This is a genomic window from Pseudarthrobacter phenanthrenivorans Sphe3 (genome assembly GCF_000189535.1).
Lineage (GTDB): Bacteria > Actinomycetota > Actinomycetes > Actinomycetales > Micrococcaceae > Arthrobacter > Arthrobacter phenanthrenivorans.
In genome coordinates, this window is the sequence record NC_015145.1 from 3,971,443 (window position 1) to 3,984,183 (window position 12,741).

Sequence of the window (12,741 nt, forward strand, 5' to 3'; positions counted from 1 at the left end):
GTCAGGGCATCCGGAGACCTAGATCAGGGCATCCGAGAGGTGGTTTGGCGTGCCGAACCGGTGCGCGGTAATGCTCACGGCCTGCTCGTGCAGGAACGGCAGCAGTTCCACCCGGCCGGCTTCGGTGACCGGGTGCGCGTAGATCGCAAGGTCGGGGCGGCCGCCGGTGGCCTCAGCAAGTGCGGAAGCATCGCCACCGATCAGGCGGACGCGTGCGCCGGAAAGCTTCCCCGCCGCGGCGAGACGGCCGGCGGAAGCCAGCCAGTCGGCGTCGGACTCCACTGCCACCCCGGCGTCCAGCGCGGTGAGTACGGCGCGCAGCTGGGCCGGAAGTTCGACGGCGGTGGACACGGTCAGCGGCGAACCAGCCAGGACGCCGGCTGCCACGGTCCGTACCAGGTGCGCGAGCGGCGCCCCCTCAGAGAGCCGGATGGTGACGGGCAGGCTGCGGTAGCGGAAGATGTTGCGTTCCGCGGTGAGGCCGGAAACGTCCTTTGCCGTCCCGAACTCCTCGGCCCACGCCTGCGCATCGGAGGCCAGCGCGCGCTGGACGGACTCAAGCGCTGCAGGCTCGAGGGCTGTAGCGGCTGCGTTGAGGATCCGCCGGACGCCCGGGTGGGTTACGGCAGCATCAGCGGTGCTGGCCGCGGGAGCCCAGTCACCCAGGCCGGCCAGGTAGTTGGGCCCGCCTGCCTTGGTGCCGGCGCCTACTGCGGACTTCTTCCAGCCGCCGAAGGGCTGGCGCTGGACGATGGCGCCGGTGATGCCGCGGTTGACGTACAGGTTTCCGGCCTGGATGGTTTCCAGCCAGATGCCGAGTTCCGCCGAGTTCAGCGAGTGCAGGCCGGCGGTGAGGCCGTACTCGATCTGGTTCTGGATGGCGATGGCCTCTTCCAGCGTCTCCGCCGTCATCACACCGAGGACGGGCCCGAAGAATTCGGTGAGGTGGAAGTAGGAACCGCGCTTCACACCGTAGCGCACGCCCGGGCTCCAGAGCCGGCCGGTGTTGTCCAGCTTCTTCGGCTCCACGGCCCAGTTTTCGCCCTCGCCGAGGGTGGTCAGGGCGTTGAGGAGCTTGCCGCTGGCGGGCTCGATGATCGGGCCCATCTGGCTGGTGGGGTCCTCGGGGTAGCCCACCTTCAGGGAGGTGACGGCGTCGATCAGCTGGTTGTGGAACCGCTTGGACTTGGCCACGGAGCCCACCAGGATCACCAGTGAGGCTGCGGAGCACTTCTGGCCGGCGTGGCCGAACGCGGAGTAGGCCACGTCCTTGGCTGCCAGGTCCAGGTCCGCGCTGGGGGTGACGATGATGGCGTTCTTGCCGCTGGTTTCGGCCAGGAGGGGCAGGTCCTTGCGGAAGGAGCGGAAAAGTTCTGCGGTCTCGTAGCCGCCCGTAAGGATGACGCGGTCAACGGCGGGGTGGCTGATGAGCTGCTTGCCGAGTTCCCGCTCGCCAAGCTGCACCATGGTCAGCACGTCGCGCGGAACGCCGGCCTCCCAGAGGGCTTCGATCATCACGGCGCCGCTGCGGGCGGCCTGCTTGGCGGGCTTAATCACGACGGCGGAGCCGGCGGCAAGCGCCGCGAGGGTGGACCCTGCCGGGATGGCGACCGGGAAGTTCCACGGCGGGGTGACAACGGTGAGTTTGGCAGGGACGAACGTGGCGCCGTCGACCTTGTCCAGCTTGCGCGCAGACTCGGCGTAGTAGTGGGCAAAGTCCACCGCCTCGCTGACCTCGGGGTCGCCCTGGTCGATCGTCTTGCCGGTCTCGCTGGCCATGACCTCGAGCAGGTCCGCGCGGCGGGCCTCCAGGACGTCGCCCGCGCGGTGCAGGATTTCTGCGCGCTCGGCGCCTGACAGTTCGCCCCAGGCCTTGCCCTTTTGGACGGCGGTCTCGATGGCGGTGTTGAGGGTGGCCTCGTCATTGATGTACGCGGCTTCCACAGACGCGTTACCCAGGGTGGAGGCCGGGACGCGGTCCAGGATGGCCCGGCCCCAGTCACGGTTGGCCGGCAGGGCCGGGTCGGTGTCCGGAGTGTTCTCGAACGCGTTGTGGGGCATCGGGACCGGCGGCAGGTTGCGGTTCTGCTGGCGGTTCGGCGCCGGTACGTGGTTGTCCAGCGCCGCGAGCGAGGCGAGGAAACGCTGCTTCTCGCGCTCGAACAGGACCTCGTTTTCGCTCAGCTCGAACACGGCGGACATGAAGTTGTCCTGGCTGGCCCCCTCTTCGAGGCGGCGGATCAGGTACGCGATGGCAACGTCGAATTCGGCGGGGTGCACCACCGGGGTGTAGAGCAGCAGCGACCCGACGTCCTTCTTGACGGCCTCGGCCTGCCCTTGCGCCATGCCCAGCAGCATCTCGAACTCGATGCCGGACTCGACGCCCCGCTGCTTGGCCAGGAGCCAGGCGAAGGCGATGTCGAACAGGTTGTGGCCGGCCACGCCGATCCGAATGTTCTTGATCCGCTCGGGGTGGAGCGAATAGTTGATGACGCTCTTGTAGCTGGTATCGGAATCCTGCTTGCTGCCCCAGGTGGCGAGCGGCCAGTCATGCAGGGACGACTCCACCTGCTCCATGGGCAGGTTGGCGCCCTTCACCACGCGGACTTTAATGGCAGCACCGCCGTTGGCGCGCCGCTCGGCGGCCCAGTCCTGCAGGCGGATCATCGCGGACAGGGCGTCCGGGAGGTAGGCCTGGAGCACGATGCCTGCCTCAAGGTCCTTGAATTCCGGCTTGTCCAGGATCCTGGTGAAGACCGCGATGGTCATGTCCAGATCCTTGTATTCCTCCATGTCCAGGTTAATGAACTTGGCCTTGCCGCCTGTGGTGCTGCCGGGGCGGGCGAAAGATGCGGCGCGCTGGAACAGCGGAGTGAGCTTCTCGACGACGTGCTCAACGGCTTCGTCGAACGCCCATGCCGAGTGCGGGGCGACAGTGGAGGAGACCTTGATGGAGACGTAGTCCACGTCCGGGCGGGCCAGCAGGGTGTGGGTGCCTTCGAGCCGGCGGGAGGCTTCATGCTCGCCGAGGACTGCTTCGCCGAGGAGGTTGACGTTGAGCTTGATCCCGTCCTTGCGGATCTTGGCGATCGCGGGGCCCAGCTTGGCGTCGGTGGCGTCAACGATCAGGTGGCCCACCATTTCGCGGAGGACCTTGCGCGCGATGGGGATGACAACCTGGGGCATTACCGGCGCCATAGCGCCACCCACCTGGACCGCGCGGCGCATGTACCAGGGCAGGAAGGCGGGGACCTTGGGGGCCAGCGCAGCGAGGTTGCGGGCGGCGACGTTCAGGTCCTCGGGGCGGACCACGCCGTCCACGAAGCCCACGGTGAATTCCAGGCCGTTGGGGTCCTTCAGCACCCCCGCAAGCTGCTGGGCGGAAGCGTCCACGGGAACCTTGGACGCCTCGGTCAGCCAATGGCGCACCAGGGCCACGGCTTCGGTAGCCAGGGCCTTGGCCTGGGGCACATCGGCATCGACGGTGCGCAGTGCGGTTCCGGCGGCAACCGCCGGTTCCATTGCAATGTGGGTCATGGCTTTTCTCGTTCTTTCCTGAGGTGCAAGGAGGTCTTATCCATCAGTATGAGCTTCCACTCACATAAGATAAAGCGATCTTTTCTAAGCAATACAGGTTAGAAAAACCAAATGTTTCGTGCCGCGCCGCCAGCCTGATTTCCCCTCCAACGCTGTCTCACTTGACGCAGCCATTTCGGCCACCCTCTCTCACATAACGCCGGTTTCCCTCCGACGCTCTCTCACTTAATGCGGGAAAAACGGAAACGCTCTATCACCTCCAATGGAAGGTGATAGAGCGTTCCTGGTTGGGCGACGTCAAGTGATAGAGCGTCCGCGTTTGGGCGACGTTAAGTGATAGAGCGTCCGGGTCGGCTCAGCCGACGGGGCGGTGCATCTCCACGATTTCCTCGTGCCGGGGGCTGTTGGGATTCATCAGCGAGTTCTTCTTGCCATAGAGGAAGTAGATGGCCAGGCCCACCAGCAGCCAGACACCGAACCGGACCCACGTTTCCCAGTGCAGCTGGAACATCAGGAAGGCGGACGCCAGGACGCCGAAGGCGGGAATCACCGGCATCAGCGGCAGGCGGAAGGTGCGCGGAGCGTCCGGCTTCTTGTAGCGGAAGATGATCACCGAGAGGCAGACGACGACGAACGCCGCCAGGATGCCGATATTCGTCAGGTCCGCGACTTCCTTGATGGGGAACACGCCGGCCAGGAACGCCGAGGCAACACCGGCGATCCAGGTAACCCGCTGGGGCGTGCCGTGCCGGTCCGTCTTGGCGAACCAGCCGGGCAGCAGGCCATCGCGGCTCATGGCGAACCAGACGCGGGTGACGCCCAGGAGGAAGGTCAGCATCACGGTAAGGATGGACAGCACCGCGAACACCGAAATGATGGTGGCGATCACGGGCAGGCCCACGCTGGTAAACGCGGATGCGAAGCCGGCGGTGGGATCGATGTCCTTGTAGTTCTGCATGCCGGTGAGCACCAGGGTGGCGGCCACGTAGAGCAGCATGGCGATGATGAGGGACAGGATGATGGCCTTGGGCATGTGCTTCTTGCCGTCGGTGGCTTCCTCGGCGGCGGTGCTCATGGCGTCATAACCGAACACGGCGAAGAACACGGTGGCTGCACCGGCAAGGACGGGGCCGAAACCGCTGGGCATGAAGGGGTTGTAGTTGTTGGTGTCGATGTAGAAGACGCCCAGGCCGATGATGAAAAGGATCAGGATCACCTTGATGGCAACGGCCACCAGCTCAAAACGGCCGAACGCCTTGGTGCCGCGGGACAGGATCCAGGTGACCAGGAGGCAAACCAGGATGGCAGGGATGTTGACGATGCCGCCCTTGCCCTCATCCGCCGTCGAGGTCATCCAGGCCGGCATGTGGATGCCGATGCCGGAGAGGAAGGCGTCAAAGTAGCCCGAGATGCCGATGGCCACCACGGCCACGATGGCAATGTATTCGAGCAGCAGGTCCCAGCCGATGAACCAGCCGACGACTTCGCCCAGGGCCACATAGCCATAGGTGTAGGCGGAGCCGGCGCGCGGAATCATGCCGGCGAACTCTGCGTAGGACAACGCGGCGGCCGCCGAGGCGAGGCCGGCCACCAGGAAGGAAATCAGCACCGCGGGCCCCACCCCGGGTGTTCCTTCACTGCCTGCAGCAACCAGGCCGGCAAGGGAAAAGATGCCGACGCCGATAATGCCGCCAACGCCGATGGCCGTCAGCTGCCACAGTCCGAGTGACTTGAAGAGACCACTGTGCTTATTCTCTTCTTCGATGTCGTCGATCGGCTTTCGCCGCATGATCGACTGGGTCATATCTCTTGTGCTCATCAGGAACTCCTGCTTGGGGTGCTGCCCCGTCACGGCGCGCGAAGAATCGCTTGTGACGGGGGTAACTCGGTTCCAACAGTATGCAAGCGGGGTTGCGTTAGATAAAGTGACTACTTCTAACCTATATTCATTAGTTTCGGTAAGGATTTCCTCATGCTTGACGTCCGCCGGCTTCGATTGCTCAGGGAATTGAGCATCCGGGGAACGCTTGCAGAGGTTGCGGACGCACTGCAGTACAGCCCGTCGTCGGTTTCCCAGCAGCTTGCGCTGCTCGAAAAGGAAGTCGGCGTGGAGCTCCTGCGCAAGACCGGGCGGCGGGTGCAGCTGACACCGCAGGCCGAGGTGCTGGTGGCGCACACCGCGCAGCTGCTGGAAACCATGGAACAGGCGGAGGCGGACCTTGCAGCGTCCCTGACTACCGTGACAGGAACGGTTCGGATTGCTGTCTTCCAGTCCGCAGCACTTGCTTTGATGCCGGAGACCCTCACCCGGATGGCCAGGAAATACCCGGAGGTCCGGATCGAGATGATCCAGCGCGAGCCGGAAACCGCGCTGCATGAAACGTGGGCCCGCGACTTCGACCTGGTGATCGCCGAGCAGTACCCCGGCCATGCCGCGCCCCGGTACCCGGAGCTCGACCGGGTCAAGCTGACCACCGATGCCATCCGGCTTGCCGTTCCCCCCGCGAACGACGGCGGCCCCGCCATCTCCTCGATCGAGGACACCGCGCAGCTCGCCTGGGTCATGGAACCGCGGGGCGCGGCGTCCCGCCACTGGGCTGAGCAGGCCTGCCGGAGCGCAGGGTTCGAGCCCGACGTGCGGTATGAGACTGCAGACCTCCAGGCCCAGATCCGGCTCATCGAGTCCGGCAATGCAGTGGCACTGATGCCGGACCTGGTCTGGACGGGGCGCGGCACCACCGCCCGGCTCCTCGACCTGCCGGGCAAGCCGCACCGCACTGTGTTCACCTCCGTCCGTCGCTCCAGCGCGCAGCGGCCCGCGATCCTCGCGGCTCGGGAGACCCTGACTGCCACCGCAGCGGCCGTGGAAAAGCACGACGGCGGGTGACCCGCCGCGGTCGTGCTTTGCCCTCACGAAAGTGCCACCGCCGTCCGTCACTGTTCCCTGCGTCACTGCGCCGCCGGGCGCCCGGCGCTAGACTGATGCCGTTATGAATCGAACAATGTTCAAGTCCAAAATCCACCGGGCCACCGTCACGCACGCCGACCTGCACTACGTAGGCTCGGTCACCGTCGACCTGGACCTGCTCGAGGCCGCCGATATCCTTCCCGGCGAGCTGGTGTCGATCGTGGACGTGACCAACGGTTCGCGGCTCGAAACCTACACCATCGCCGGCGAGCGCGGTTCCGGCGTGATCGGCATCAACGGCGCAGCGGCGCACCTCATGCACGAGAACGACGTCGTCATCCTGATTACCTACGCCCAAATGACCACCGAAGAGGCCAAGGCCTATGAACCGCGGGTGGTCCACGTGGACGAAAACAACCGGATAGTCCAGCTGGGGAACGACCCCGCGGAAGGCCTTACCCCCGGAATGATGCGTCCGCCGTTCGCCCTTAACAACGCCACAGCCTAACCGGAGCGTGAGCCCCGGCCCCCTGCTCCGCCGCGCCCTGCGGGAAATCCTCCTGCCGGTGATCCCTTGCTAGGGGTACTCGCCGGCTTTTTCGTGGTGTGGTGCATCATCCTGGTGGGCTGGTTCGTGGGCCGGCAGAAGATCCTCGGGGACAATGCGCGCCAGGTCCTCAGTTCCCTCACCTTTTTCGTGGCCAGCCCGGCGCTGCTGTTCGAAACACTGAGCAAGGCTCGCCTCGCCGAGGTTTTCGCCGCTCCCCTGCTGGTGGCGGCGGTATCGGCCGTAGCCACAGCAGCCATCTTCTTCGCCCTCGCCAAGTTCTGGCTCAAGCGTTCGCTGCCCGAGTCGCTGATGTCCTCGATGGCGGCCTCGCTGGTGAACTCCGCCAACCTGGGCATCCCCATTGCCGTGTACGTCCTGGGCGACGCGAGCTACGTAGCGCCCCTGCTCATCTTCCAACTCGCCTTCTTCACCCCGCTGTTCCTGATGCTCCTGGATTCAAGCACCAGCAAGCACCGCACCACCCCCCTGAATTTCATCGTGATGATCCTGCGGAACCCCATGATCGTGGGCTCCGCCCTGGGCCTGCTCGTGGCCGGGACCGGCTGGCAGGTTCCGGAATTGGTCATGGAACCCATCCACCTGATCGGCGGTGCCGCGATTCCGGCCATGCTGATCGCTTTTGGCATGAGCCTGAACGGTTCCCGGCCGCTGCAGGCCTCGGCGGGCCGGCGCCTGGACACGCTGCTGGCAAGCGGCTTCAAACTGGCCGTCCAGCCTGCGATCGCATATCTCTTTGCCCGGTTCACGCTGGGGCTTGAGGGCCATATCCTGTTCGCGGTGGTGGTGACCTCGGCCCTACCCACCGCGCAAAACGTCTTTGTTGCTGCCAGCCGCTACAAGACGGGCCTCACCGTGGCCAAGGACACCGTGCTGATTACCACCGTTGTGGCCGTGCCGGCGATGATCGGCGTCGCGCTGCTGCTCACCTGACCGCAGCTTGGAGGGCTGATGGATACTGTTCTGGACACCGTGGTGATCGGCGGCGGGGCCATGGGCTCGGCCGCTGCCTGGGCACTCTCCCGGCGGGGCCGGCAGGTGACGCTGGTGGAGCAGTTCGGGCCGGGGCACAAGATCGGCGCCTCGCACGGCACCACGCGCAACCTGAACCCGGGGTACCACCAGCCTGAATACGTCGCCATGCTGACGGAGGGGCTGTCCCTGTGGGACGAGCTGGAGCAGGAAAGCGGCGAGACGCTGCTGGCCCGCACCGGAGTGGTCAACCATGGGCCGGAGCCGCTGTTCGGGGACATTGCCGCAGCCCTGAACCAGGCAGGTATCCGCGCAGAGTTCCTTGCACCCGCCGAGGCCGGGGAGCGCTGGCGGGGAATCCGCTTCGACCAGCAGGTGCTGCACATGCCCGACGGCGGCCAGCTCAACCCTGACGCCGCCCTGCCCGCCTTCCAGCGGCTCGCGGCCGCCCGCGGCGCCGAGATCCGGCACCACACCAAAGTGGTGGACCTGAAGGTGATGGACGACGGCGTCCGGCTCCTTTTGGAATCCGGCGGCGGCACCGAGGTGGTCACCGCCGGCCAGGCCGTGGTCACCGCGGGCGGCTGGACGGAGAAGCTGCTGGGCGCCGCCTTCCCAGGCAGTACCGGCGGCGGGGCCCGGCTTCCCAGGCTCCGCGTCACCCAGGAACAGCCGGCACACTTCCGGCTGGCCGACCCGGGAGCCCAATGGCCGGGCTTCAACCATTACCCGGGGACCGGCGCGGAGTACAGGAACTGGTATTCCCCCGTGTATGGGATGCAGACTCCGGGTGAGGGAATCAAGGCGGGATGGCACGGCGTAGGTCCCGTGACAGACCCTGACCGGCGGTCCTTCCAGCCCGAGCCGCAACAGCTGGCCGCGCTGCAGGACTACGCCCGGACCTGGCTGCCCGGTGTGGATGCGGACTCCTTCGAAGCTGTCAGCTGCACCTACACCACCACCCCTGACGAGGACTTTGTCCTGGACAGGATCGGCCCGGTAGTGATCGGCGCCGGGTTTTCCGGGCACGGGTTCAAGTTCACGCCGGTGATCGGCCGGATGCTCGCCGACCTCGCCACCGGCACGCGGCCGGCCCCGGAAATCTTCCGCGCGTCGCGGTAGCCACCGACCCAACTAGGTAGCGCCAAGTGTCGTTTTGACCTCCCAAAACGACACTTGGCGCTACCTAGTTGGGAGAGGTGGGGTCAACGGGAACTGTCCTCCGCCTCGGTGAGGGCCGGCTCTTCCGCCGGGCCGCCGTCGTCGTCCTTTCCGGAAACGTCCTTTCCGGAGGCGCCTGCCTTCACCGCGGGCATGGCCAGTACTGCCGCGACGGTGAGCAGGCCTGCCACCAGGGCGGCGAGGAACACGGCACCGGACGCGGCCACCACGGCCGGACCATTGCTGTCGCCGCCCGGCGCACCGGAGTAGATCGCGTTGGCCACGGCGCCGAAGACCGCCACGCCCAGGGCGCTGCCGATGGACCGGGCGAACATGTTGGTGCTGGTCACCACGCCGCGCTCGTGCCAGGGGACGCTGGACTGGGCGGAGATCAGGGTGGGGGTTGCCACCAGGCCCAGGCCGAGTCCGACGACGAAGCAGCCGAGGGCGACCAGCAGCACGTTGGGTGCCCCCGAAGTGAGCGTCAGGACGAGCAGCCCCGCAACGGTGACGGCAATGCCAATGAGGGCTGTGGCCTTGAACCCGATGCGCAGGTAGAAGCGGCCGGCCTGCGAGGCGCTGATGGGCCAGCCGAGGGTCAGTGCGGCCAGGGCCAGCCCGGCAACCAGGGGCGAGGTAGCCAGCGCGCCCTCGAGGAAGGTGGGCACGTAGGACGTCAGCCCGATCATCACCGCGCCGACGCCGAAGGACACCAGCGCGGTGGTGCCCAGGAGCCGGCGCGAGATGACCCAGGCCGGGAGGATCGGTTCGGCCGCCCGCCGCTCAACCAGCAGGAACAGGGCCAGGAGCACGGTGCCCACGGCGAAGATGGCGATGCTGACGGGCGAGTTCCATGCCCAGGCCTGGCCCCCCTGAAGCGCGCCCAAAATGAGCAGGCCAAGGGAGACCGCCAACAGGGCCGCGCCGGCATAGTCCACCCGGTGCTTCGCCCGGTCCACGTTCTCATGCAGGGTGCGCAGCAGCATCCACCCGGCCAGCAGGCACAGGGGGATGTTGACCAGGAAGATGCCGCGCCAGAAACCGAGCGAGGCGAAGATGCCGCCGAGGCTGGGACCCACCACGGAGGACGCCGCCCACACGCTGGCGAGGTAGCCCTGGACTTTCGCGCGTTCCTCGAGGGAGTAGATGTCGCCCGCGATCGTGATGGAGACCGGCAGCACCGCACCGGCACCGAGGCCCTGCAGGGCGCGGAACGCGATCAGGGAAGGCATGCTCCAGGCGATGCCGCAGAGGATGGACCCGAGCAGGAAGAGCCCGATCCCTGCCAGGATGATCGGTTTCCGCCCCACCATGTCCGAGAGTTTCCCGTAGATGGGCACCGAGACGGCCTGGGCCAGCAGGTAGGCCGAGAAGAGCCACGGGAAGGACTCGAACCCGCCCACGTCGCGGACGATGGACGGGACGGCGGTGGCCACGATGGTGGAATCAATGGCCACCAGTCCGGTGGCCAGCATCAGGGCGATGAGGATGGGCCCGCGGTCGGAGCGGAACCCTACGCCCCCTGACGTGGCCGCAGCGGCCCGGCTTGCGCCGCCCATACCCGCGCCCCTCATACCCGGGCCAGGCCGGCAGCTTCAGCGAGCAGTTCGACGGACCGCAGCCGTTCCTGGGTGCCGGTGCTCTGGTGGGCAACGATGAGTTCGTCGGCGTCGGCGTGCCGGCCAAAGCTGTCCAGGTAGTCAAGTACGACGTCGGGTGTCCCCACTGCCGAATAGGTCATCATCTGCGAGACGTGCTGGCCCTGCGGGGAGTCGAGGATCATGTCCGCCTCGTCGTCCGTGAACTCGCGGGTGCCGCCGCCGAAGAACAGGGACACACGGGCGCGCTTGGTGGCCTGCAGCATGGACTGCGCCTCCGCGGCGGAATCCGCGGCGATCACGTTGACGCCGGCAATAACGTGCGGTGCCTCCAGCTGCGCCGAGGGCTTGAACTCGCGGCGGTACAGGGCCACCGCGTCCTGCAGCGCGTTCGGCGCAAAGTGGGAGGCAAAGGCGTACGGCAACCCGAGCTGGGCGGCGAGGCGGGCGCCGAACAAGGAGGAACCGAGGATGTAGAGCGGCACGTTGGTCCCCTTGCCCGGTGTGGCTTCAACGCCCTGGATCCGGGTGGGGCCGGTGAGATAGCCCTGCAGTTCCAGGACATCCTGGGGGAAGCTGTCCGCGGACATGGGGTCCCGCCGGAGCGCACGCATGGTGTTCTGGTCGCTGCCCGGCGCGCGGCCCAGGCCGAGGTCGATGCGGCCCGGGTGCAGGGTTTCCAGCGTCCCGAACTGCTCGGCGATGGTCAGCGGCGAGTGGTTGGGCAGCATCACCCCGCCGGCGCCGAGCCGGATGCTTTCCGTGTGCGCAGCAACGTGAGCAATCAGCACACTGGTGGCCGACGAGGCAATGGAGGACATGTTGTGGTGCTCGGCGTACCAGACCCGCCGGTATCCGAGCTTCTCGGCGCTTTGCGCCATGGCCACGCTGCCTGCGAAGCTCTCCGCCGCCGTCTGGCCCTTGCCGATGGTTGCCAGGTCAAGGATGGAGAGGGGAAGAGTCACGGTAGGTGCCGGCCTTTCGGGGGAAGCTGCGTAGTTTTGCCCGCCGGTCACGGCGCGCACTGATGGCATAACGGCGGCGGCGCCCTGCTTATTTCTGTGATCTCCGGAATACTCAGCAAACTTATGATGTTGCCGCCCCTATGAGCCCGAATACGAACCAGTTGGAATTGTCCGCAACCATTGACCTGAAGGACCTCGGAACCGTGCACCGGCTCGGCTTCGGTGCCATGCGCATCGTGGGTGACGGCATCTGGGGCGAGCCCGCAGACCGGGCCGCCGCGGTGGACGTGGTGCGCCGCGCCGTCGAACTCGGCGTCGACTTCATCGATACCGCTGATTCCTATGGCCCGAACATCAGCGAGGAGATCCTGGCCGAGGCGCTGCACCCGTACAAGGACGGGCTGAAGATTGCCACGAAGGTGGGCTTCACCCGGACCGGCCCCAACCAGTGGGTTCCCGTCGGGCGCCCCGAATACCTGCGCCAGCAAACGGAACTGAGCCTGCGGAAGCTCAAGGTGGACACCCTGGACCTGCTGCAGCTGCACCGGATCGACCCCAAGGTGGACGCCGAGGAGCAGTTCGGTGTGCTGCGCGAACTGCAGGACGAGGGCAAGGTCCGTGCGCTGGGCCTCTCGCAGGTCAGTGTTGAGGAACTTGAGGCGGCAGGAAAGCACTTCACCGTTTCCACGGTCCAGAACCGCTACAACCTCACGGACCGGAGCTCGGAAGACGTCCTGCGCTACTCGGAGGAGAACGGGATCGGCTTCATTCCGTGGGCGCCGATCTCCGCCGGAGAACTTGCGCAGCCCGGCGGACCGCTGGACGAGGCCGCGAAGCGGCTGGGGGCCACCACTTCCCAGGTGGCGCTGGCCTGGCTCCTGCGCCGCTCCCCCGTCATGATGCCGATTCCGGGTACAGGATCGGTCAAGCACCTGGAAGAGAACATGGCAGCTGCCAGCGTGGAGCTCGACGACGAGACGTACGTTGAGCTTGAGGCCGCCGGTAAGTAGAGAACTACAGACAGGAGCAATA

The 12,741-nt window shown here is 66.4% G+C and carries 9 protein-coding genes; 5 read left to right on the plus strand and 4 right to left on the minus strand.

Annotated features, from left to right (window positions below):
* Positions 1–18: 18 nt before the first annotated feature.
* The gene (locus ASPHE3_RS18460) at positions 19–3,537 is read right to left on the minus strand and encodes a proline dehydrogenase family protein (protein ID WP_013602718.1); all 3,519 of its coding nucleotides are present in this window, start codon (positions 3,535–3,537) and stop codon (positions 19–21) included.
* Between the two features lie 355 nt (positions 3,538–3,892).
* On the minus strand, positions 3,893–5,356 hold the full coding sequence (locus tag ASPHE3_RS18465) for an amino acid permease (RefSeq protein WP_041652368.1): 1,464 nt from the start codon (positions 5,354–5,356) through the stop codon (positions 3,893–3,895).
* Positions 5,357–5,509: 153 nt separating this feature from the next.
* Between ASPHE3_RS18465 and ASPHE3_RS18470 the strand changes: the two genes are divergently transcribed.
* From ASPHE3_RS18470 to ASPHE3_RS18485, 4 genes are all read left to right on the plus strand, one after another.
* The gene (locus ASPHE3_RS18470) at positions 5,510–6,424 is read left to right on the plus strand and encodes a LysR substrate-binding domain-containing protein (protein WP_013602720.1); all 915 of its coding nucleotides are present in this window, start codon (positions 5,510–5,512) and stop codon (positions 6,422–6,424) included.
* A 103-nt stretch (positions 6,425–6,527) separates the two neighbouring features.
* Entirely contained in the window at positions 6,528–6,953 is a 426-nt protein-coding gene (gene panD / locus ASPHE3_RS18475; RefSeq protein ID WP_174266604.1) for an aspartate 1-decarboxylase, read from the plus strand.
* A 66-nt stretch (positions 6,954–7,019) separates the two neighbouring features.
* On the plus strand, positions 7,020–7,946 hold the full coding sequence (locus ASPHE3_RS18480) for an AEC family transporter (RefSeq protein ID WP_013602722.1): 927 nt from the start codon (positions 7,020–7,022) through the stop codon (positions 7,944–7,946).
* Positions 7,947–7,964: 18 nt separating this feature from the next.
* Complete coding sequence (locus ASPHE3_RS18485; protein WP_013602723.1) at positions 7,965–9,107, plus strand: FAD-dependent oxidoreductase; 1,143 nt, start codon at positions 7,965–7,967, stop codon at positions 9,105–9,107.
* 83 nt (positions 9,108–9,190) lie between these two features.
* Here the strand turns inward: ASPHE3_RS18485 and ASPHE3_RS18490 are convergent, their stop codons facing one another.
* Positions 9,191–10,705, minus strand: coding sequence for an MFS transporter (locus ASPHE3_RS18490; RefSeq protein WP_013602724.1), 1,515 nt, complete (start codon positions 10,703–10,705; stop codon positions 9,191–9,193).
* A gap of 11 nt (positions 10,706–10,716) precedes the next feature.
* Positions 10,717–11,709, minus strand: a complete 993-nt coding sequence (locus tag ASPHE3_RS18495) for an LLM class flavin-dependent oxidoreductase (protein ID WP_013602725.1) — start codon at positions 11,707–11,709, stop codon at positions 10,717–10,719.
* A 140-nt stretch (positions 11,710–11,849) separates the two neighbouring features.
* On the opposite strand from ASPHE3_RS18495, the gene ASPHE3_RS18500 reads away from it, so the two are divergent.
* Positions 11,850–12,719: an aldo/keto reductase gene (locus tag ASPHE3_RS18500; protein ID WP_041652371.1), complete on the plus strand. Its 870-nt coding sequence runs from the start codon at positions 11,850–11,852 to the stop codon at positions 12,717–12,719.
* Positions 12,720–12,741 lie beyond the last annotated feature (22 nt).